The following is a 20,975-nucleotide window of genomic DNA, read 5'->3' as shown; positions in this document are numbered from 1 at the left end:
CTTTGATTTTTAAAATAAATAAATTTAACGAGAATCAAAAAGATTATGATTGAAATAAGGAAGATCAGAGCGCCAATTGATTTATTCAATTGGAGATGCGGTTTAATTCTAGACTGTTTCTAACCTCGCAGACCAACGCAATTGCCCGATGGGTCTCTAATCTGACACATGCGCATGTTGTCCTGGATTTCGAGCGGTCCGCGATAAAGCGTGCCGCCAATAGCTATAAAATGTGCGAGCGATTGATCGAAGTCCTCGACATGCCAATAGACAATGCTTCCGGCTGCACCTGACAAAAGCTTTTCGTCTGCCGGGACAATTTCCAGATCAACATCGCCGATTTGCAGATAGCTGAAATCAAATGCTTCGAGATGTTTGAGGACCGCGTGTGGAAAGGCCTTTCGATACCATTCGATTGCTGCATCAACATCACTGACATGGATCAGGATGGCGGATATTGCGCTACTCATGCAGGAACGTCTGCACGCGAAGGCATGGCAAACATGGCCATGTCGATGATTTTCTGTACAGCTTCCCTCGAATTACCATCGCGGGCTTCAAAAGAAATGCTCTGCTGGATCATGTGATAAAATTCAGTCATCTGCGTGACGTCGGTTTGTTCTGGCAGATCACCTGCAGTAATGGCACGTTTCAGGCGCTGTGAAAGCCGGTCTTGATTGTGATGGCGAACCTTCTGAAGGAACGCCTTCACATTGGCATTTTCCGGTTTGCACTGGATGGAGCTGACACTGATCATGCAGCCACCAGCAGGGCAGGCAAAGGCGCTGTCGGCGCTTAGTTCAAGCCACTGCCGCATACCGTCCTGAATGGTGCGCGCATTTTCAAGCGCATCGAAAGGGGCAGCGCCAATCGTGCGGTTATAATAGTCCACGGCCTCGCGAAAGGCCTGCTCCTTATTGCCAAAGGCTGCGTAGAAGCTCGGCGGTGTAATGCTGATCGCCGATGTGAAATCGTTGATTTGGGCGCATTCATAGCCTTTTGCCCAGAAGACTTTCATGACTTTTTCCAGCGCAGTATCGCGGTCGAAACTGCGCGGTCGGCCGCGCGGAACCATTTTTTGCCCTTTCTGTAGTCGCCCTTATATAATTTGCTTGACGCTTTGGAGCAAGACGATATGAATTATGTAGTATTGACTACATAAATAGGATTCGTCCCATGAACGAAGTGTGTGATTCTGCCCTCGCGGCGGAAGGGGTTTCTGCGTCTTCAAGCAAGGCGCGTGCAATTCCGCTGGTGGTTTATTGCCTGACGCTCGGCGTCTTTGCACTGACCACTTCCGAACTGATGATTTCAGGCATGATGCCAGCACTTCAGCAGGCTTTTGGGCGGTCCGTTTCGGATATCGGCAATCTGATTTCGGTCTATGCGCTGGGGATGACTGTCGGTGGCCCACTGGTCACGGTGCTTTTTCTCGCCCTCAGAATCGAGAACAAGCGCGGATTACTCTTTCTGTTGATCTTTTATGCGGCTGCTCAAAGTGTAGCTGCTTCGACCAGCAGTTTTCATGTGATGCTCGTGGCGCGTGTTGTGACGGGTATGGCGGCTGCAACCAGTTTTGGTCTGATGTTGGCAATTACTGCGCAGCTGGTTACGCCTGAACTGCGTGGCCGCGCGTCTTCGCTGGTGTTTGCAGGATTGATGCTTTGCACGGTTCTTGGGGTGCCGCTTGCAACTGCCATCACCAACGCCTTTGGCTGGCGGACAAGTTTCTGGATGATTGTTGTGCTTATTCTATTCTGCGCCTTCGTGATCGCTCTCAAGATCGAAGCAGCACCGAATAACGACGACGTAAATCTGCGTTCAGAGCTCAATGAAATGCGCAAGCCACGGCTCTGGGCAGCTTATGCAACCAGCGCTCTGGTGATCGGCGCTTCTTTTTCGGTCTATAGCTATCTTTCGCCTATTACCGCGAAACTGGCTGGCTTCCCGGAAGCGCAATTGCCTTACTTGCTGGCGGTTTATGGCGCTGCAAACATCATCGGCAATTACATTGTTGGTCGTTTTGCCGACCGTCATACGATTGCAACCATTTTCACCGGCATTCTGATCATGCTGGCGGCAATGGGGATCTTTGCCCTCTTCGCTGAACTGAAATTTGCAACCATGCTGGCAATCGTCATGATTGGTCTTACGGGGATTGCTCTTAATCCGGCTTTCATTGCCCGAGTCATGCGGATTGCGCATCCCGGAGCGCTGGTCAATGCGATGCACGCTTCGGTCATTAATATCGGTCTGGGGCTTGGGCCATGGGCAGGCGGTCTTGCGCTTCAATCCGGATACAGCCTTCACGCACCGCTATGGGTGGGCCTTATCATGACGCTTTTGGGTCTGCTGACACTTGCGCCTCGTGCCTTGCGCCGGATGTAATTCTCAACCTGCAAACAAAAAGCCGGGGTTGATGCCCCGGCTCTTTTTATCGGAAGGAGTGATTAAGAATGCCCATCTGATTGGATCAAACCGGTATTCTAATCATTCTATTTAAAGCATAACCTTATCGATCTTCGTTTCACTCCGGTCGGATTACGCTCTAATCCTTCGAGAAAATGGTTGCGCTCTGCGATGTCGAGACCATGGTATTATAGTCGTTGACGATCCATTGCAGATCAGACGCTACGTTGCCCTTGCGGGCATCGCCCTTGGTCTTTTCCAGCTTTTCCTGGAAGTCACGCAGCTTGCCCAAAAGGCTTGCAGGGCGGGATTCAAAAACGTGGAACGAGTTTGGATGCTCGGATGCGTAATCGTCCATTTCGCGAACAGCCGCTGCATAAGCATCCATGGCCTTGCCAAAGGCTTCCATATCCACAACCGGCTTTTCATTTTCCGGTAGCAATTCAACAACAGCATTGGCACGCATCATGACATTGCGAACCTGCCAGCTGGCTTTCTTGCCTTCTGCTTTTTCAAGCGCATTGAGCTCTGCAAGGTCGATCTTGCTCTTTTCTTCACTCAACAGGGCATCAACACGCTTGCGTTCCTTGGTGAATTCCGGCGCATATTCCGCGATCTGCTTATGAAATTCCTTGGCACCTGCAAACTTGTCGGACTTGTAGTCCTTGCGGTCGTAATATTTGCTCGCTTTATCAACCACCGGGGCCAGCTTCTGATAGATCGCAATATAGCTCACCATCGCTTCATCAAGCGCAGGGAGTTTTGGGTCTTGCTTGGTGGCTTCCTCGGCTGCTTCAATTTCGCTGCGTACATCATAAAGCGAGTAAAGACCGTAGACATTGCGTTCCTTACCGGTCGGGCCTTTCTTCATGTCGACCCAGCTATCATAGCGGTCGAGCGATTCCGAAGCGCGAATGGTGCGGTTGAGAAGCGAAACATAGGCATTCATTTTTTCAATCGCGGCATTTGGATCTGCCTCATCGGCAGTTTGCGCGAAAGCAGCGGTTGGCAGAATGACCGCGAGAAGCGTGAACAGGATCGCACGAGGCGAGAAGCGTTTCATGTGTTTTTCCCTCATTGAGCACATTCTAAAAACGGTGAAATGATTGCAGTTCAAAAGCCGGAAACATGTACCCCTCCGAACGGTCGAATATCATTCTCTGGCCCATCATTCTCTGGCGTTGTCCGGGAGCCAGTTGCTCCCGGAGTGATTTCTTATGACCGTGATGATGGATGTGACGATTGAAAGCACGATCAGGTATTCGACAAAACGGAACGGAATCACAAACCAGCCGCTGATCGTACGTTCAATTGCGCCATAAACATTAACGATCTGGAACTCGTAATTCACGCCGGTACTGCCGCCGCCATGGCTTACGATTTCTTTGATTTGAAGGCGGCTACCGGGGCTTCCGAACAGCCATGCGAGAGGTTGGTTGTAAACAGGGTTGCCGCGGCTGTCGAAAAACATGGCCATAAACGACATGAATGAAATCATGATGGCCGCTGCTTCCGGCTTTCGCCAGTCGATTTTCGAGAACCAGAATATCGCCGCGCAGACAGCAATAAGAAAGATGCTTGCGACACCATCGATGAAGATGACACCATAGATCCCATACATAAGGCCAAGCCCCACGAGGGAGCAGCAAGCAATAGCAGCGGCGGCGATGGCAAATATGCCAAGCACTTTCGTGATGGTTCCTGTTTGCATAGCGCGCAAAAAGCATGCGGCTGCAAGAATGACAAGCCTTATTAGATTTTTCTACTTTATGAGATTGGTAATTTAAATCTTCGTATCTGTTTTATTCTGTGAACGGGAAAGGCAGAGATGATCAACTGCCTTTCCTTGCATAAAGCCAAAAGCTTTATAGGCCGGTAATTGCCAGCAATGCATCGGGATAGCGTTTGCCAGCAATCGTGCCAGAGCTGAAAAGCGTGTCCAAGCGTTCCAGCTCATGATTGCTTAGTGATACATAGGCAGCCTTTGCATTGTCTTCGAGGTGGTTGATCTTGCGTGCGCCGGGGATAGGAACGATGAAATCGCCCCGATGGAGAACCCAGGCAAGTGCGAGCTGTGCTGGTGTCACCTGCTTTTCCTTTGCAATATCGACAATTAGATCCACCTGCTTGTTATTGGCTTCAAGGTTTTCTGGCTGGAAGCGTGGCAGGGTTTTGCGGAAATCATCTGCTGCGAGATCGGATTGCGAACGCACCTTGCCGGTCAACATGCCGCGACCAAGTGGGCTATAAGGTACAAAGCCGATGCCAAGTTCGGCACAGACAGACAGAACATCACTCTCAGGATCTCTCGCCCAGAGAGAATACTCACTCTGAAGTGCCGCAATCGGGTGAACGGCGTGGGCACGGCGCAGCGTCTTTACACCTGCCTCTGAAAGGCCGATGGTGCGGATCTTGCCCTCATCGATCAGATCTTTCATGGTACCTATGACATCTTCAATCGGCACATTCGGATCAACGCGATGCTGATAGAAAAGATCAATGGTTTCGATACCGAGGCGTTTGAGGGAAGCATCGGCCACGGATCGGATATTTTCAGGACGGCTATCGACGCCAACCGGATTGCCATCCACTATCTTGAAGCCGAATTTCGTGGCAATCGTTACTTTATCGCGAAATGGCTTGAGTGCCTTGCCCAGGAGCTTTTCGTTTTCATAAGGCCCGTAAACTTCTGCGGTATCGAAGAATGTGATGCCAAGATCAAAGGCTCGGTGCAAAGTGGCAATGGCATCGTTTTCGTCCTGTCCGCCATAGGCGTAGCTCATGCCCATGCAGCCGAGGCCGATTGTGGAGACAGTTAGTTCCTGGCCAAGCTTGCGCGTTTTCATCGGTATTCCTTTCGGGGCGAGTTCTGAAATCTGCGAGGAACGGATACTCCGAAAACTCGGCATATCCGGTAAGGTTGAAACTAACGCTCGAACAGGCGCTCGATAATACTGATTTATTTTCACGGGTTGTTCTATATTTTAGAACAATGAATCGAAATCAGCTTTCCCAACTGGCTGTTCTGGCAGCTGTGGCTGCCCATGGCAGTTTTCGTGGCGCGGCACGTGAATTGTCGATTGCACCTTCTGCAGTCAGCCATGCAGTCGCAGCGCTCGAAGACAGTCTTGGCATCCGGCTTTTGTCGCGCACTACGCGAAGTGTTGCGCCCACGGATGCCGGACGACAATTGCTGGAACGACTTGCACCCGCACTGGAGGAAATTCATCAGGCGTTGGGTGCCGCGATTGAAGCGCGTGAGCGCCCTGCAGGGACCTTGCGCATAACGTTGCCACATATCGCAGCACAGTTTGTCATTGCGCCGCGTTTGGGTGAGTTCGCTCAAGCCTATCCCGACATTACGCTTGATCTGACGGTTGAAAGCGCATTCACCGATATTGTCGCGTCTGGTTTTGATGCTGGTATGCGGCTGGGCGAGAGCCTTGAGGCTGACATGATCTGCGCCCGCCTGACAAGTGATCTACGTGCGGCGATTGTTGCCTCACCGTCCTATCTTGAAGCGACAACGATTCCCATACACCCCAATGATCTGATGCAGCATCGCTGTGTTCGGCATCGCTTTTCAAGTGGCCGTATCTATCGCTGGGAGTTTGAAAAGGCGGGCGAAGAGCTGGAAGTTGCCGTCAACGGCTCGCTTATTCTCAATGATGACCGACTGATTCTCGATGCAGTTCTGAATGGCGCTGGTCTCGCTTATCTGTTCGAAGATCACGTTCGGGATGCCCTCACGGATGGAAGACTGGTGAGGGTACTTGAGGACTGGTGCCAGCCGTTTGCGGGTCTTTACATGTATTATCCAAGCCGTCGCCAGATGCGCCCGGCACTCCGCGCATTCATTGATTTTTTTCGCGGATCGTATGAGATGCAGCATCACTTTATGGGGGCGTGAATTTGAAACATCTTTGCTATTCCGGCCTCCCCCGATCAGCGCAGACAGAACATTTTTGCAGAATAATCGAAAACGATCCGATCCTATCGGGCGCACTTTCGCGCGCACGCCGTCTTGACCTTCCGGATTGGTGGCTCGTTTCCGGTGCGCTTTATAATTCTGTATGGAACGCGTTGACCGGGCGCACTCATGGCTATGGCATCAAAGATATCGATATCGCTTATTTCGATGGTTCTGATCTCTCATGGCACGCGGAAGATTTGGCCATTCAAGCGGGGGCTATTGCTTTTGAAGGCTATACGCATCCTGTCGAGATACGCAATCAAGCGCGCGTTCATCTATGGTTCGAAAAGCGCTTCGGAAAGCCCTATTCTCCGCTTCGTTGCGCTTCCGAATCGATTGAGCGTTATGCAGCAATTGCCCATTGCGTTGGCGTGAGGCTAGAGCATGACGATAGTCTGACCATTCACGCTCCTTTTGGACTGGATGATATTTTTTCGTTTCGTATTCGGCCCAATCATGCCATCGATAACCGCGAAACATATGAAATCAAGGCTCGCCGGGCGTTGGAATACTGGCCAGAACTGACTATTCAGAGCTGGGACAAAGAAGGCTGAGACCATAATGAGCAAAGGGACTGGAATGTTTCGTTGGGGTATTCTTTCGACCGCAAAGATTGGCGTTACGCAGGTTATTCCGGCGCTTTGCGCTTCCGATAATGGTGTGGTCCACGCAATCGCCAGTCGCGATCAGGCGCGTGCGCGTGCAGTTGCTGATCGGTTTGGTGCGCCGCTGGCCTTTGGTTCTTATGAGGAATTGCTGACAAGCGATGAGGTGGATGGTGTCTATATCCCGTTGCCGACCTCACAGCACATCGAATGGACGCTGAAGGCTGCAGAAGCGGGCAAGCATGTTCTCTGCGAAAAGCCGATTGCTCTGAAAGCCGAGGATATCGACCAGCTGATTGCTGCGCGCAACAAGTATAAGGTGACAATCGCCGAAGCCTTCATGGTCTATTACCACCCGCAATGGATCAAGCTGCGCCAGCTTCTTGACGAAGGCGCGATCGGAACGTTGCGCCATGTACAGGGCGCTTTCAGTTATTTTAATGATGACCCAACCAATATGCGCAATCAGCCTGAACTTGGCGGTGGTGTGCTGCCGGACATCGGCGTTTATCCAACCGTTGTTACGCGCATGGTGACAGAGAAAGAACCGCTTTCAGTTCAGGCGTCGGTCGAGTTCGACCCGAAGTTCGGCACTGATCGGTATGCCAATGTATCTGCCCGATTCGATGGTTTTGATCTCAGCTTTTACGTTGCAACGCAGCTTGCCGGTCGGCAAGCCATGGTTTTCCACGGTGACAGGGGCTTCATCGAAGTTCATGCACCGTTTAATACAGGCAAATATGGTCATGGCCGTATTACGCTCAACAATGCCGAACATACAGAGGCGGCGCATTGGTCGTTCTCCGATACCAACCACTATCAGCTTCAGGCCGAAAATTTCGTGCGCTCTACGAAGGGCGAAGGCGTGATGCTGTTTTCTTTGGAAAACTCAAAAGCCAATCAGAAATTCATCGATGCGATTTATCGCGCTGGTAAAAGCGACGGCTTCGTGAAAGTCTGATTTGTGCGAGTAGTGGTTTGAATTCGACGTTCGAATAGCGGCTGACATGAGTTTGGTTTCAAACGTCAAATTCGAAAAATCAAATAGATTCATAAGCTTGCTTGTGGCATTTTTGTATTGAGCCATTTGCTCGAGGTCTGTAACTGAGGGATGCAAATATCGGAATGAGACCACTCGAACAATTGTCAGGAAGAAATCTTTCTATCCCTTGCAGCTTGTGACTTGCAGTGAAAAAGACCCTTTCTTATATACGCCACGCATGAGGCTTTGATAAAAGGCCGGGTAGGTTGAAATATCCCTCCCGACACCACACCTTGAAGCAGGCATTGTGAAACCGATAGGAGCCGCTTATGGAACGCTCGGTAGAGGTTCAGGCGGTTTGCTGAATGGAGAGAAATATGGCTAAAGTTATTGGTATCGATCTGGGAACGACCAACTCCTGCGTCGCCGTCATGGACGGAAAAAGCGCGAAGGTTATTGAAAATGCTGAAGGTGCCCGTACGACACCTTCGATTATCGCTTTCAGCGATAGTGACGAACGCCTCGCTGGCCAGCCTGCGAAGCGTCAGGCTGTCACAAACCCTGAAGGCACTCTGTTTGCCGTAAAGCGTCTGATTGGCCGCCGCTTTGATGACCCGATGGTCACCAAGGACAAGGATCTTGTACCTTACAAGATCGTCAAGGGCGACAATGGCGATGCCTGGGTGGAAGTTCACGGCAAGAAATATTCCCCATCGCAGGTTTCGGCCATGATCCTTCAGAAGATGAAGGAAACCGCCGAATCTTATCTGGGCGAAACTGTTACGCAGGCCGTTATCACGGTTCCAGCTTACTTCAACGATGCGCAGCGCCAGGCAACCAAGGACGCTGGCAAGATCGCTGGTCTTGAAGTTCTGCGCATTATCAACGAACCAACTGCTGCAGCTCTCGCCTACGGTCTCGACAAGAGCGAAGGCAAGACGATCGCTGTTTACGATCTTGGTGGCGGCACTTTCGACGTATCGGTTCTTGAAATCGGCGACGGTGTGTTTGAAGTTAAGTCCACAAACGGTGATACCTTCCTCGGTGGTGAAGACTTTGACATGCGTCTCGTCGAATACCTCGTCGCTGAGTTCAAGAAGGAAAGCGGCATCGATCTGAAGAATGACAAGCTTGCTTTGCAGCGCCTCAAGGAAGCTGCTGAAAAGGCAAAGATTGAGCTTTCCTCTTCGCAGCAGACCGAAATCAATCTGCCGTTCATCACCGCTGACCAGACTGGTCCGAAGCACCTTGCTATCAAGCTTTCGCGCTCGAAGTTCGAAAGTCTTGTAGACGATCTCGTGCAGCGCACGGTTGAGCCATGCAAGGCAGCGCTCAAGGATGCAGGCCTCAAGGCTGGCGATATCGACGAAGTGGTTCTGGTTGGCGGCATGACCCGTATGCCGAAGATCCAGGAAGTCGTGAAGCAGTTCTTCGGTAAGGAACCGCATAAGGGCGTGAACCCGGATGAGGTTGTTGCCATGGGCGCAGCAATTCAGGGCGGCGTTCTGCAGGGCGACGTCAAGGACGTTCTGCTGCTCGACGTAACTCCGCTTTCGCTCGGTATTGAAACGCTTGGTGGCGTGTTCACACGTCTGATCGAACGCAACACCACGATCCCGACCAAGAAGTCGCAGACCTTCTCGACCGCTGAGGACAATCAGTCGGCTGTGACGATCCGCGTTTTCCAGGGCGAACGTGAAATGGCTGCTGACAACAAGATCCTCGGCCAGTTTGACCTCGTTGGCATTCCTCCGGCACCGCGCGGCGTTCCGCAGATCGAAGTCACTTTCGACATCGACGCCAACGGTATCGTGAACGTGTCCGCGAAGGACAAGGGCACCGGCAAGGAGCACCAGATCCGCATTCAGGCATCGGGTGGTCTTTCGGATGCCGACATCGAAAAGATGGTCAAGGACGCGGAAGCAAACGCTGAAGCTGACAAGAAGCGTCGCGATGCCGTCGAAGCCAAGAACCAGGGTGAAAGCCTCCTTCATTCGTCTGAAAAGTCGCTGAAGGAATATGGTGACAAGGTTTCGGCTGAAGACAAGCAGGCAATCGAAGGCGCAATTGCAGCGCTCAAGACCGCGCTTGAAGGTGATGATGCTGAAGACATCAAGGCCAAGACGCAGACCCTCGCCGAGGCTTCGATGAAGCTTGGTCAGGCCATGTATGAAGCGGCGCAGGCTGCTGAAGAAGGTGGTGCTGCCGGTGGTGAGCAGGCTTCTTCCAACGACGATGTTGTCGATGCCGATTATGAAGAAATCGACGACGACAAGAAAAAGTCGTAAGCCTTGTCCGTAAACGCTCAAGCCCGGGTCATTCCCGGGCTTTTGCGGCCTTTCGGGACGGTTGCACCGGACGGACAAACTAAGATAGTCCAGCAGGCAAATATATGTCGGCACGAAATGGGACCGTGGAGCCGTAATTATCGCACGCGCTCCTGCCGTCGGGATAACGAACTATGAAAATCGATTATTACGAAGCTCTGGGTGTGGAGCGAACAGCAGACGATAAGGTGCTTAAAAGCGCCTTTCGCAAGCTCGCCATGGAGTATCATCCGGATCGTAATCCAAATAATCCGGATGCCGAACGCAAGTTCAAAGAAATCGGCGAAGCTTATGAAACGCTAAAGGACCCGCAGAAGCGTGCAGCCTATGACCGATACGGTCACGCAGCCTTTGAAAATGGCGGCATGGGCAATGGTTTTGGCGGTGGCGGCTTTGGTGGCGCTGGCGGCTTCTCCGATATTTTCGAAGATATTTTTGGCGAAATGATGGGGGGTGGTCGTCGCCGATCCAATGGCGGGCGCGAACGCGGCGCTGATCTTCGCTACAATATGGAAGTCACTCTGGAAGAAGCTTATTCCGGCAAGGCCGCGCAAATTCGTGTGCCGACTTCCATCACTTGCGATGAATGCTCCGGCTCTGGCGCTAAGGCGGGCTCGCAGCCGACCACTTGTAGCATGTGCTCCGGTTCGGGCCGTGTTCGTGCTGCACAGGGCTTCTTCTCGGTAGAGCGAACCTGCCCAACCTGCAATGGTCGCGGCCAGATCATTAAGGACCCTTGCGGCAAGTGCCATGGTCAGGGTCGTGTAACACAGGAACGTTCGCTTTCGGTCAATATTCCAGCTGGAATCGAAGACGGTACGCGTATCCGTCTGGCTGGCGAAGGCGAAGCAGGAACGCGTGGCGGACCATCGGGTGATCTTTACATCTTCCTATCGGTGAAACCGCATGAGTTCTTCCAGCGGGATGGGGCTGACCTTTACTGCAAGGTTCCGATTTCGATGACCACAGCAGCGCTGGGTGGAGACTTCGAAGTTTCCACGTTGGATAACACCCAGACCCGCGTGAAAGTGCCGGAAGGTACGCAAAATGCCAAGCAGTTCCGGCTCAAGGGCAAGGGCATGCCTGTTCTGCGCCAGCAGGCTATGGGCGATCTCTATATTCAGATCGATATTGAGACTCCTCAAAACCTGTCCAAACGGCAGCGCGAATTGCTTGAGGAATTTGAACAACTCTCGTCCAAAGAGAATAGCCCGAAATCAGCAGGCTTCTTCTCTCGGATGAAGGAATTTTTCGAAGGTATAGGTGAGTGAAAAAAGGGAGCCATTCGGCTCCTTTTTTTTATATTCTTCCCTATTCTTGCCTTGCTTAAGTAATCTGATGCGGCATAAACTTGTCTGATAGCGACAATGGGAGCAATAAGAATGGCAGTGCAGCTCGGCAGGAAACTGGCCGCTAAGTTCGATGAGGAAATCCGTTTTTTCAAAGGTTGGATAGACGGACCCAAAGCGGTCGGCGCGATATTGCCGACAAGTTCGATTACAGCGCGACGCATGGCAAGTGTCATTGATACGAAATCAGGCTTGCCTGTTCTCGAGCTTGGACCTGGCACCGGTGTCATCACCAAAGCCATTCTTGCCCATGGTGTGAAGCCTGCCGATCTCTACTCAGTTGAGTATTCATCTGCATTTGTTGAACATCTCGATAAGGTTTATCCAGATGTGAATATTATCGAGGGCGATGTTTTTGATCTCAATACAGCACTGGGTGCGATGAGAGATCAGCAGTTTGACAGCATTATTTCAGCCGTGCCGATGCTGAATTTTCCGATGCCGAGCCGCATTCAGCTGATGGATGATCTCCTGTCCCGTATTCCACGCGGTCGCCCGCTGGTTCAGATCACCTACGGTCCGCGTCCGCCGGTCCCGGCTGGTAAGGGTAATTACACTGTGCAACATTATGATTTTGTCGTTCGTAATGTACCGCCTGCGCAGCTTTGGGTATATCGTCGCCCGATCATCTGAATTCCCACGGAGGAAACAATTCTATGACAGCAAAAATTCTGGTTTTTGCCGGTTCTATCCGCAAGGGAGCCTTTTCGGGCCATATGGCAGATGCGGCTGAAAAAGAACTCGAAAAACAGGGTGCGAAAGTCACGCGTCTGTCGCTGGCCGATTATCCGCTGCCGATAATGAATGAGGATTTGGAAGCCGAAGAAGGCATTCCTGAAAATGCAATCAAGCTTGGTCGTCTGTTGGCAGAGCATGACGGGCTGATGATTTGCTCGCCGGAATATAATGCATCGATTCCGCCGCTTCTTAAAAACACCATTGACTGGATTAGCCGTATTTCAAAGGATGGTGACAAGCCATTGAAGCCCTATGCGGGGTTGACGGTCGGGCTTTGCTCGACGTCAAACGGTGCGTTTGCGGGTATGCGTGGGCTCTATCATCTACGCGCGGTACTGATGGCGGTAGGAACACAAATCATTACCGAGCAATGTTCCGTTAGCGGTGCTGCCGATGCTTTCAACGACGATGACACACTCAAAAATGAGCGCCAGGCAAAGATGTTGAGCGCTGTCTGCACGAGCCTGATCAAGCACTCGAGCAATCCGGGGCGCTAATAATCGACACTATCTGTACATTTCAGGGCGCGGTATCTTTCGTACCGCGCCCTGTTGTGCGACTAGAGCGCGTGCGTCTAACCGGGCGCAAAAGGACGCTCTAAACTATTGATCTACGCATCATGGTTTCCAAAAATCGTTTTTGATTTTTGGGCCGGTGTTGTAGAGCAAAAATCACAGCGGAGATTACCATGACGACCACAGATTTGCGCGATAAACTGATCGTGGGCCTCGACGTGCCAACCGTTTCTCAAGCGGAAAAGGTTGTCGAAGAGCTGGGCGATGCAGCCACTTTCTACAAGATCGGCTATCAGCTTGTGTTTGCAGGTGGTCTTGATTTCGCAAAGAGTCTGATTGCAGCGAAGAAAAAAGTCTTTCTCGACATGAAGCTCTTGGACATCGATAATACCATCGCCAAGGGTGTGGAGAATGTCGCGAAGATGGGGGTTTCCATGCTGACCCTTCATGCCTATCCAAAAGCCATGCGTTCGGCAGTGCAAGCGGCGAAAGGTTCTGATCTTTGCCTGCTTGGTGTGACGGTCCTCACCTCAATGGATGAGGGTGATCTCAAAGAGGCGGGTTATTCCGATACGCCGGAGGCTCTGGTTCTCAAGCGTGCACAACAGGCGCATGATGCAGGCATGGGCGGGATTGTTGCGTCGGCTGCAGAAGCTTTTTCCATTCGTCAGGCCATTGGCCCCGATATGGCCGTTGTCACTCCCGGAATTCGTCCGGCAGGAGCTGAGAAGGGCGACCAGAAGCGTGTCATGACCCCCGCCGATGCGCTGAAAGCCGGTGCAAGTCATCTCGTCGTTGCGCGACCAATTGTCGGCGCAAGCGATCGCAGGGCTTCAGCGCTTGCCATTCTGGAAGAAATGCGCTCGGTTGCCTAATCGGTTTTCGGAGGAGGATGATATGACCAAAGCCTATTGGATCGCCCGCGTGGATGCCCGTGATACGGAGCGCTACAAGGATTATGTTTCGACAGCCAAGCCTGCTTTTGAGCGTTATGGTGCGAAGTTCATAGCGCGCGGTGGCAAAGCCGAAGCCGTTGAAGGACCGGGTCGCGCGCGCAATGTCATCATCGAGTTTGAAACGATGCAGCATGCGCTCGATTGCTACAATTCACCGGAATATCAGGCTGCAAAAGCCATCCGCCAGACAGTGGCGGACGGTGAAATCGTCATCGTTGAAGGCGTGTAACCTTTATAATCTCACAGGCGGATCGTGACGACCGCTGACGGAAAGATCAAGCAAAACGACTTTGCCCGCATGTGGATCCGCATTGCGGGCATTTTCATTCATGCCTTCATGTGCACTGGTGACGATAAGCACCGAAGCATCCGCACCGATAAAAGCCGGGCATGTTGGCTGGCTCACAGGAAGCTTGATCGAGCGTATCAAGCGCCCTTGGGGAGAATAGGCATTGAGTGCACTCCCGCCCCAGCAGGCGTTCCACAGCGTACCTTCTGCGTCCACCACTGAGCCATCGACGCCGCCATCTTCCACACGGTGATGAAACACGCTCTTTTCCGATGTCGGCAGGCCAGTTTCGGGATCCGTATCAACGCGCCAGATGATGTTGCGGTCTGTATCTGCAAAATAGGCGATCTTGCCGTCGGGCGAAAAGCAGATCGAGTTGGTGATTGTAATGCCGGAGAAAAGCTTCTTTACCTGTCCCTCGCGATACCACCAGATGGAGCCGGCATCTTTCTCGGCCTTCTTGCCCATAGTTCCTATCCAGAAAGAGCCCGATGGATGCACCCGCGCATCGTTGGAGCGCGTAACCTCATTATCCGCTTCCAGCGGCTGATGCAGCGTCAAGCGTCCGTTCGCGCGCTCCCGCACAAACAGACCGTGCTCACTGACGATGAGTTGCCGCTCACGATCAATGACTGCAAGCGCGCTGGCTTTCATACCAAGATCATGTGTTTGAATTTCGCCACTATCTGCTCTTTCAATCAGATGCTGGCCGAGAATATCAAACCACCAGGTTTGGCTGGCGAGCGGGTCATACCCTGGCCCCTCTCCAAGCTCGGCAATATGTTCGGCAAATATTGTTGTCTTGACTGCGCTCACCTGTTCCTCCCGGGCTTAGCCGTTTCAGCATAATAAAGCCTGTGAGTGTGATCCAGCTACAAATATTTGTGTAAGCAGAAAGGGCTATGTTGCGTGCGCAATCCGTTTTAAGTTCCGGCAACTGAGAATCGCGAGGAAATCATGTCGCTAAAAGTTGCGGTCCAGATGGACCATATCAGCACGGTCAATATTACAGGTGACACCACTTTCGCTTTGTCACTTGAAGCGCAGAAGCGCGGCCATGAACTCTATCATTATACGCCTGATCGGCTTTCCATGCGCGATAGCGTTGTTACGGCTCGGCTGGAAAGACTGGAAGTCCGCGACATTAAGGGTGATCACTACTCACTTGGCGAGCCGGTGCGTCGCAACATGCTGGATATGGATGTGGTACTGCTTCGTCAGGATCCGCCATTCGACATGAACTACATCACCAACACGCATTTGTTGGAGCGTATCCATCCAAAGACGTTGGTGGTCAATGATCCGGCATGGGTCCGCAACAGCCCGGAAAAGATTTTCGTGACTGAATTTCCTGATCTGATGCCGGAAACGCTGATCACAAAAGACCCGCAGGAAGTGCTCGAATTTCGTCGCGAGTTTGGTGACATCATCCTGAAGCCACTTTACGGCAATGGCGGCGCGGGCGTATTTCATCTCGCGGATGGTGACCGTAACCTGACGTCGCTTCTTGAAATGTTCGGCCAGCTCTTCAAGGAGCCGTTTATTGCGCAGCGTTATCTCAAGGATGTGCGTGCGGGTGACAAGCGCATCATCCTGATCGATGGTGAGCCGGTAGGTGCGATCAATCGCGTGCCTTCGGAAACCGATGCACGTTCCAACATGCATGTCGGTGGCCGCGCTGAGCAAAGCAAGTTGACGGCGCGCGAGCAGGAAATCTGCGCGCGCATCGGACCATCGCTTAAAGAACGTGGTTTCATTCTCGTCGGTATCGACGTGATCGGCGATTACATGACTGAGATCAATGTGACGTCGCCGACCGGTATTCGTGAGATTGAGCGCTTCGACGGCACCAACATTGCAGCCCTGTTCTGGGACGCTGTTGAAGCCAAGCGCAAATAAGATCGCATCTTGAAGACAACATTGAAGGGGCCGGTCTGAGACAATCAGATCGGCCCTTTGTCTTGATTGTGTCTGTCAAAAATGCTTAAATCCTATAGTTGTATTTAAGCACTTGCTCACTTTATAGCTGTGCTGCGTTTTATGCGGGGGCATATGGTAGCGCGCGTGGGGACGGTTGCCTTTCAAGGCATAGAGGCAGTGCCTGTCGATGTGCAGGTGATGGTGGCGCCGGGCAAGATGGGTATGTCGATTGTCGGCCTGCCCGACAAGGCTGTTGCTGAAAGCCGGGAGCGGGTGCAGGCGGCTCTCCACGCTTCTGGCCTTTCAATGCCCACCAAGCGGGTAACAATCAACCTTGCTCCTGCTGATCTGCCAAAAGAAGGTTCGCATTACGATCTACCGATTGCCGTGGGCCTTATGGCAGCCATTGGTGCCATTCCAGCCGATGCGATTCAATCTTATATGGTGCTGGGAGAACTCTCGCTGGACGGCTCGATAACCGCGGTTGCAGGTGTGCTGCCCGCAGCAATCAGCGCCAACCGTGAGGATAAGGGACTGATTTGTCCTCATGCTTGTGGCTCGGAAGCGGCATGGGCAGGCGCTGAAATTGATATTCTTGCACCCCGTAGCTTGATTGCACTGGCAAACCATTTCAAAGGCACTCAAGTGCTGACTCCACCAGAACCCTCAATGCGTGTTTCAAGCGAAGTACAGCCTGATCTTGCCGACATAAAGGGACAGGAAACAGCCAAGCGCGCACTGGAGATTGCTGCCGCAGGCAATCACAATCTGCTGCTGGTCGGGCCGCCGGGATCTGGCAAGTCCATGCTGGCACAGCGCCTGCCTTCGATACTGCCCAAACTCAGCCCACGCGAGCTGCTCGACGTATCAATGATCGCGTCTATCGCGGGTGAACTTTCGGGTGGAAAATTGTCAGATCGGCGACCGTTTCGCGCACCGCATCATTCGGCATCGATGGCGGCAATGGTCGGTGGTGGCTTGCGGGCAAGGCCGGGCGAGGTATCACTGGCGCATAATGGTGTGTTGTTTCTGGACGAATTTCCCGAGTTCACACCGCAGGTTCTGGATTCCTTGCGACAGCCCCTTGAAACCGGCGAATGCATGATTGCGCGCGTCAATCATCGGACCAGCTATCCGGCCCGATTTCAGTTGATCGCAGCTATGAATCCCTGTCGTTGTGGCATGGCAGGAGAGCCAGGGCATACATGCGCTCGCGGTCCGCGCTGCCAGAGCGATTATCAGGCACGGATTTCCGGGCCATTACTGGACCGTATCGATTTGCGTGTTGATATGCCTGCGGTCTCCGCGCTTGATCTTATACAGCCTTCGCAGGCTGAACGAAGCGAGAGCGTTGCCAAGCGCGTGGCGAGGGCCCGCGCGATCCAGAGTGCGCGCTATGCGGCTCTCGGGCTTGATACGTGGATGACCAATGCTCATGCTTCGGCAAATTTGATTGAGGACGTGGCAAAGCCGGATGCGGCTGGTATAAAGCTGCTGCGCGATGCCAGCGAGCAGATGCGCTTTTCTGCGCGTGCCTATCATCGCATTCTGAAGGTTGCGCGCACGCTGGCTGATCTGGATGGTGTTGATCAGGTCAGCCGCATCCATCTCGCGGGCGCGATTTCCTATCGCATGGGTGCAGAGAGGCTGTCTTCCGTGGCGTAAAAATCGCCACAGAAGTGCTGATCTTCATTGGTTCAGTTTGCCTGAAGGGTCACGATGCCATTATGGAGAAAACAGGCTTTGCTGAACAATGACAGGTCAAGCGGATTGGGAAGGCGCACATCGTTTAAATCCGGGCAGGCTTTGATCTCGACATCAAACGAGCGGTCGATCTGCGAGATGCAAAGAATGGTCATGCCTTTGTCGTTTGCAAAAGCTTTTAAAGCGCGGATCTGAAGCATCAGTTCCGGCTTGTCACGCTTTTGATCCAACAGTTGCAGATAATCAACGACGACGCAGGTGCCACGTGGTTCACCGTGCGACTGTTCCATGATGTAATCGGCGCTGATTGCCTCAGATGCGTCGAACACAAACAGATCGTTAAAATCACGCTCATCGACACCAAGCATATCAAATCGCTTGGCGATATCTTTTCGCGTGTAATCGAGAGAGAAGAACAGACCTCGCTGCCCCTTTCTCATCGCCTCGATGAGGATTTCAAGGCTCAGCAGTGTTTTGCCATGGCCCGGGCGTGCCCCCACCAGAACCAGATCGCCAGAGTGGAGGCGCGTATACAAAGCTGCCGCTGAAATCTTGTCTGATTGTTTGTGTGTCAGCATACTCCAGCTTTTGAAGCCTTCGCGCGTGGCAACGCGATCCAATGCTGCATGGAGCGGGATATTCTCATTACGCGACATAAGTTTTGCGCGGCGTTTCAAATGATAGACCGGAGCCGATAATTTCATCAAAACCTCCTATGCGAGGCATAACAGCAATCCCTCCTCATGCTTTCGCTCGAACAGTTGTTTCGATGGTTGGATTTCCCGCATGAAAAACGCTTTCCCGATTGGAGGGGGGAGGCTTGGAAGAGGCCAGAATCAGAGTTTAATCCAGTTTGATTGTGCAGGAAATAGTTCAGCTGCGGCATACGTTGAAAAGCGAGGGCCGGAGAGTCAAAAACTCTCCGGCCCTGCGCTCTCATACGTTGTTCGTCTGTTTACTTAACCGAACCAACCAACAGGTTATCCGGGCTTTCAATGCTGACCCAACGGCCGGTATTGTTTGAGGCCTGACGCTTGAGGTAGGTGTATTCGGTTTCATCCCAGCGCAGAACTTCATCAGTCAGATTGTCGAGAACGAAATCGCCACGATCCGTGCGAACGGTCAGAACTGCATGGCCTTCACCGTCTGGCTTGCGAACAACGGTGATCAGCAGGTCGGTCATCGGAATGCCGGCTTTCGCCAGTTCACGCTGCTTGAGCAGAACATAGTCTTCGCAATCACCAACAGTGGTCGGGTAAGCCCAATATTCCTCAACGCCGTAGATTTCCATATCGGTCATCGGCTTAATGCGTTCATTAGCCGAAAGATTGACGGTCTGGATAAGCTGCCAGTTGCTGTTGTTGAGTGAGAGGGCGCGCGTATCACGGCTGACGATGTTGCATTCAGCGGTCTCGCGCTTGCAGAATTCGTAATGGCCGATTGGCTGTGAGGTCAGTTTGCCGGTCTGCATGAAGGCGCCGGAACCAGCCTGTGCACCAAAGCTGAACGTCAGGGCAGCAATGCCGATGCTGGCAGCAGCGATAAACTTCAAACCTGAGCGAACTACACAAAACATACTCAACGCCCTTTTCACAGCCCGCGACGGGCATTTATTAACGAAAAGTTAAAATATGAAACATGACCTGAGTCAATTAAGACTGTGGCGCCTTCGCCCAACTTCTTAATTAATGGTTAACACGAGTGTCGCGGATTTTATGCATCTTTTGCGTGTGTTAATGGAAACAAAAAAACCGCTATGGCTGCCATAGCGGTTTCAATATAGTGTATTAAAACAAATATTTAGAGTGGTGTGAAGCACACGTTGGTATGGCCTGCACTCACGAAACCAAGGCGCTGAGCCGCACCCTTGGAGAGATCAAGCACGCGTCCTTTGATAAAAGGCCCGCGGTCATTGATGCGCACGACAAGCGATTTGCCATTGCGCTGATTGGTCACTTTAACCTTGGTGCCCAGTGGCAATGTTTTGTGCGCTGCAGTCAAACCGGCTGGGTTCATGCGTTCGCCCGATGCCGTGCGGGAGGTCAGCGCATACCAGGAAGCACCGCCACAGCGCGCAGCTTGAGCTTCCATTGCGGTGATCGAGAACAGACCGGTTGTTGCAACGGCGAGCATAGCCATACGGATTTTGAAGTTCATTGTGATTCCAATAGTCGTTTCGAGAGGCCTTCACAGTCATGACTTATAAAGGCCGGTGCCAACTGGAATCTAAATGTGGCGATGGCGTGATGTTATTGAGTGTATAACGCGCGGTTGGAATCGATTATCTCAGCGGAATATCATCCTATACTCAGCGTTGTTTATTTAGACTATTAAGAAGAAATCAGGAATATTTTGGATTGAATCTCATTATCTGTGTAAATCTGCTTACGATTCGTTAGGATTTGGAGGTTGACTGCCTTGATTCATGTTTTTAAGCGTGATCCTCAGGCAAATTTGCTTAGGACAGGGCGATGCCCTAGCCGAGCCAATACAATTTTTATTTGTATGGCTAGTTTTCCATCGGAACCCATAAGATGACAAAATCCGGCCTTTTTCGCGAAAAATGCAACCTATGGGTGCTGTTTTGACGATCAAGTTTGGAGTCCTTGCTGTAACTTTTGTTGAAAACCTGCGTGATGACGCAGTTTTGTTCACGTGTCCTATGCATTCAGAATCCAAAATCCTGCTATAAGCGCTCATCTTCAGAATGGAATGTCATGCAGGATAAGGCGCAAAAGAACGATGCTGACAAAGAACTGCCGCCAATCGCGGCGGGTCAGCGTATTCTGTATCTTTGTCTCGGCTTCCTTATGCTGGCGCTGGGCATTATCGGGGCAATTCTCCCGGTGATGCCAACGACTATCTTCATTATTCTCGCGGCATGGTTTTTTGCACGTTCTTCGCCAAAGTTTGAGGCGCGCCTGCTGGCTGATCCACGTTTCGGCCCAATGATTATCAAATGGCGAGAGCGGGGCGCTATTCCGCCAAGAGCGAAACTCTATGCCTGTCTCGGTATGGCATTCGGCTACGGCATGTTCTGGTGGGCGGCACAGCCCGGTCCGTTACTCGCTGCCAGCGTCACAATCTTTATGCTCGGCTCGGCAATATATGTTCTGTCACGCCCCGGTGAGTGATCGTTGTCTCACCATGAGCAATATTAGCAAAAATGCATATTACATCACAAATTTGCGTGCAGATGCGAATGATA

Annotated in this window: 22 protein-coding genes; 13 read left to right on the top strand and 9 right to left on the bottom strand. The window is 52.0% G+C overall.

The genetic code is table 11. From position 1 onward, the window contains the following. Positions 1-119 precede the first annotated feature (119 nt). A complete protein-coding gene (locus tag H5024_RS01365) occupies positions 120-470 on the bottom strand; it encodes a VOC family protein (protein WP_187543681.1) in 351 nt (116 codons plus the stop codon). After that, positions 467-1,018 (bottom strand): TetR/AcrR family transcriptional regulator, encoded by a 552-nt coding sequence (locus tag H5024_RS01360; protein ID WP_247875198.1) that lies wholly within the window; start codon positions 1,016-1,018, stop codon positions 467-469. The genes H5024_RS01365 and H5024_RS01360 overlap by 4 nt, the downstream gene beginning before the upstream one ends. 158 nt (positions 1,019-1,176) lie before the next feature. Between H5024_RS01360 and H5024_RS01355 the strand changes: the two genes are divergently transcribed. After that, positions 1,177-2,388, top strand: coding sequence for an MFS transporter (locus H5024_RS01355; RefSeq protein WP_187543679.1), 1,212 nt, complete (start codon positions 1,177-1,179; stop codon positions 2,386-2,388). A gap of 160 nt (positions 2,389-2,548) precedes the next feature. Here the strand turns inward: H5024_RS01355 and H5024_RS01350 are convergent, their stop codons facing one another. The 3 genes from H5024_RS01350 to H5024_RS01340 all read right to left on the bottom strand — a co-directional run bounded on the left by H5024_RS01350 (position 2,549) and on the right by H5024_RS01340 (position 5,255). Beyond that, positions 2,549-3,472, bottom strand: a complete 924-nt coding sequence (locus tag H5024_RS01350; protein ID WP_187543678.1) for a YiiG family protein — start codon at positions 3,470-3,472, stop codon at positions 2,549-2,551. 105 nt (positions 3,473-3,577) lie between these two features. After that, a complete protein-coding gene (locus tag H5024_RS01345) occupies positions 3,578-4,096 on the bottom strand; it encodes a hypothetical protein (RefSeq protein ID WP_348770674.1) in 519 nt (172 codons plus the stop codon). Positions 4,097-4,274: 178 nt separating this feature from the next. Next, a complete protein-coding gene (locus H5024_RS01340) occupies positions 4,275-5,255 on the bottom strand; it encodes an aldo/keto reductase (RefSeq protein WP_187543676.1) in 981 nt (326 codons plus the stop codon). Between the two features lie 146 nt (positions 5,256-5,401). On the opposite strand from H5024_RS01340, the gene H5024_RS01335 reads away from it, so the two are divergent. The 9 genes from H5024_RS01335 to H5024_RS01295 all read left to right on the top strand — a co-directional run bounded on the left by H5024_RS01335 (position 5,402) and on the right by H5024_RS01295 (position 14,083). Next, entirely contained in the window at positions 5,402-6,319 is a 918-nt protein-coding gene (locus H5024_RS01335) for a LysR family transcriptional regulator (RefSeq protein ID WP_187543675.1), read from the top strand. A gap of 2 nt (positions 6,320-6,321) precedes the next feature. Then, complete coding sequence (locus H5024_RS01330) at positions 6,322-6,936, top strand: nucleotidyltransferase family protein (protein WP_187543674.1); 615 nt, start codon at positions 6,322-6,324, stop codon at positions 6,934-6,936. Between the two features lie 25 nt (positions 6,937-6,961). Next, a complete protein-coding gene (locus H5024_RS01325) occupies positions 6,962-7,948 on the top strand; it encodes a Gfo/Idh/MocA family oxidoreductase (protein ID WP_187546499.1) in 987 nt (328 codons plus the stop codon). Between the two features lie 398 nt (positions 7,949-8,346). Beyond that, positions 8,347-10,257: a molecular chaperone DnaK gene (gene dnaK, locus H5024_RS01320; RefSeq protein ID WP_187543673.1), complete on the top strand. Its 1,911-nt coding sequence runs from the start codon at positions 8,347-8,349 to the stop codon at positions 10,255-10,257. A 173-nt stretch (positions 10,258-10,430) separates the two neighbouring features. Then, on the top strand, positions 10,431-11,567 hold the full coding sequence (dnaJ, locus tag H5024_RS01315; RefSeq protein WP_187543672.1) for a molecular chaperone DnaJ: 1,137 nt from the start codon (positions 10,431-10,433) through the stop codon (positions 11,565-11,567). Between the two features lie 111 nt (positions 11,568-11,678). Beyond that, positions 11,679-12,278, top strand: coding sequence for a phospholipid N-methyltransferase PmtA (gene pmtA, locus H5024_RS01310; RefSeq protein ID WP_187543671.1), 600 nt, complete (start codon positions 11,679-11,681; stop codon positions 12,276-12,278). A gap of 23 nt (positions 12,279-12,301) precedes the next feature. Further along, on the top strand, positions 12,302-12,880 hold the full coding sequence (locus H5024_RS01305; protein WP_187543670.1) for an NAD(P)H-dependent oxidoreductase: 579 nt from the start codon (positions 12,302-12,304) through the stop codon (positions 12,878-12,880). Positions 12,881-13,071: 191 nt separating this feature from the next. Beyond that, positions 13,072-13,773, top strand: a complete 702-nt coding sequence (gene pyrF, locus H5024_RS01300) for an orotidine-5'-phosphate decarboxylase (protein ID WP_187543669.1) — start codon at positions 13,072-13,074, stop codon at positions 13,771-13,773. A gap of 22 nt (positions 13,774-13,795) precedes the next feature. After that, a complete protein-coding gene (locus H5024_RS01295) occupies positions 13,796-14,083 on the top strand; it encodes a DUF1330 domain-containing protein (RefSeq protein WP_007872716.1) in 288 nt (95 codons plus the stop codon). Between the two features lie 3 nt (positions 14,084-14,086). On the opposite strand, the gene H5024_RS01290 is transcribed toward H5024_RS01295, so the two are convergent. Then, a complete protein-coding gene (locus tag H5024_RS01290; RefSeq protein WP_187543668.1) occupies positions 14,087-14,959 on the bottom strand; it encodes an SMP-30/gluconolactonase/LRE family protein in 873 nt (290 codons plus the stop codon). A 141-nt stretch (positions 14,960-15,100) separates the two neighbouring features. On the opposite strand from H5024_RS01290, the gene gshB reads away from it, so the two are divergent. After that, positions 15,101-16,042: a glutathione synthase gene (gene gshB / locus H5024_RS01285; protein ID WP_187543667.1), complete on the top strand. Its 942-nt coding sequence runs from the start codon at positions 15,101-15,103 to the stop codon at positions 16,040-16,042. A 153-nt stretch (positions 16,043-16,195) separates the two neighbouring features. After that, positions 16,196-17,728 carry a YifB family Mg chelatase-like AAA ATPase gene (locus tag H5024_RS01280; RefSeq protein WP_187543666.1) on the top strand — a complete coding sequence of 511 codons (1,533 nt, stop codon included), beginning with the start codon at positions 16,196-16,198 and terminating at the stop codon, positions 17,726-17,728. Positions 17,729-17,760: 32 nt separating this feature from the next. Here H5024_RS01280 and H5024_RS01275 read toward each other — a convergent pair whose 3' ends face one another. From H5024_RS01275 to H5024_RS01265, 3 genes are all read right to left on the bottom strand, one after another. After that, a complete protein-coding gene (locus H5024_RS01275) occupies positions 17,761-18,471 on the bottom strand; it encodes a DNA helicase (protein ID WP_187543665.1) in 711 nt (236 codons plus the stop codon). 251 nt (positions 18,472-18,722) lie between these two features. Then, positions 18,723-19,343, bottom strand: a complete 621-nt coding sequence (locus H5024_RS01270; RefSeq protein ID WP_187543664.1) for a transglutaminase-like cysteine peptidase — start codon at positions 19,341-19,343, stop codon at positions 18,723-18,725. Positions 19,344-19,567: 224 nt separating this feature from the next. Beyond that, positions 19,568-19,924 (bottom strand): septal ring lytic transglycosylase RlpA family protein, encoded by a 357-nt coding sequence (locus H5024_RS01265; protein WP_187543663.1) that lies wholly within the window; start codon positions 19,922-19,924, stop codon positions 19,568-19,570. A 560-nt stretch (positions 19,925-20,484) separates the two neighbouring features. Between H5024_RS01265 and H5024_RS01260 the strand changes: the two genes are divergently transcribed. After that, positions 20,485-20,901 carry a YbaN family protein gene (locus tag H5024_RS01260; RefSeq protein WP_187543662.1) on the top strand — a complete coding sequence of 139 codons (417 nt, stop codon included), beginning with the start codon at positions 20,485-20,487 and terminating at the stop codon, positions 20,899-20,901. Positions 20,902-20,975: the final 74 nt, after the last annotated feature.

The sequence above is a fragment of the Ochrobactrum sp. Marseille-Q0166 genome, assembly GCF_014397025.1.
Lineage (GTDB): Bacteria > Pseudomonadota > Alphaproteobacteria > Rhizobiales > Rhizobiaceae > Brucella.
This window is presented reverse-complemented; position numbering and strand designations above follow the sequence as displayed.

Coding starts and splice junctions, on each gene's coding strand:
- H5024_RS01365 (WP_187543681.1), bottom strand. CDS start 470: ATGAGTAGCGCAATATCCGCCATCCTGATCCATGTCAGTGATGTTGAT.
- H5024_RS01360 (WP_247875198.1), bottom strand. CDS start 1,018: ATGAAAGTCTTCTGGGCAAAAGGCTATGAATGCGCCCAAATCAACGAT.
- H5024_RS01355 (WP_187543679.1), top strand. CDS start 1,177: ATGAACGAAGTGTGTGATTCTGCCCTCGCGGCGGAAGGGGTTTCTGCG.
- H5024_RS01350 (WP_187543678.1), bottom strand. CDS start 3,472: ATGAAACGCTTCTCGCCTCGTGCGATCCTGTTCACGCTTCTCGCGGTC.
- H5024_RS01340 (WP_187543676.1), bottom strand. CDS start 5,255: ATGAAAACGCGCAAGCTTGGCCAGGAACTAACTGTCTCCACAATCGGC.
- H5024_RS01335 (WP_187543675.1), top strand. CDS start 5,402: ATGAATCGAAATCAGCTTTCCCAACTGGCTGTTCTGGCAGCTGTGGCT.
- H5024_RS01325 (WP_187546499.1), top strand. CDS start 6,962: ATGTTTCGTTGGGGTATTCTTTCGACCGCAAAGATTGGCGTTACGCAG.
- dnaK (WP_187543673.1), top strand. CDS start 8,347: ATGGCTAAAGTTATTGGTATCGATCTGGGAACGACCAACTCCTGCGTC.
- dnaJ (WP_187543672.1), top strand. CDS start 10,431: ATGAAAATCGATTATTACGAAGCTCTGGGTGTGGAGCGAACAGCAGAC.
- pmtA (WP_187543671.1), top strand. CDS start 11,679: ATGGCAGTGCAGCTCGGCAGGAAACTGGCCGCTAAGTTCGATGAGGAA.
- H5024_RS01305 (WP_187543670.1), top strand. CDS start 12,302: ATGACAGCAAAAATTCTGGTTTTTGCCGGTTCTATCCGCAAGGGAGCC.
- pyrF (WP_187543669.1), top strand. CDS start 13,072: ATGACGACCACAGATTTGCGCGATAAACTGATCGTGGGCCTCGACGTG.
- H5024_RS01295 (WP_007872716.1), top strand. CDS start 13,796: ATGACCAAAGCCTATTGGATCGCCCGCGTGGATGCCCGTGATACGGAG.
- gshB (WP_187543667.1), top strand. CDS start 15,101: ATGTCGCTAAAAGTTGCGGTCCAGATGGACCATATCAGCACGGTCAAT.
- H5024_RS01280 (WP_187543666.1), top strand. CDS start 16,196: ATGGTAGCGCGCGTGGGGACGGTTGCCTTTCAAGGCATAGAGGCAGTG.
- H5024_RS01275 (WP_187543665.1), bottom strand. CDS start 18,471: ATGAAATTATCGGCTCCGGTCTATCATTTGAAACGCCGCGCAAAACTT.
- H5024_RS01270 (WP_187543664.1), bottom strand. CDS start 19,343: ATGTTTTGTGTAGTTCGCTCAGGTTTGAAGTTTATCGCTGCTGCCAGC.
- H5024_RS01265 (WP_187543663.1), bottom strand. CDS start 19,924: ATGAACTTCAAAATCCGTATGGCTATGCTCGCCGTTGCAACAACCGGT.
- H5024_RS01260 (WP_187543662.1), top strand. CDS start 20,485: ATGCAGGATAAGGCGCAAAAGAACGATGCTGACAAAGAACTGCCGCCA.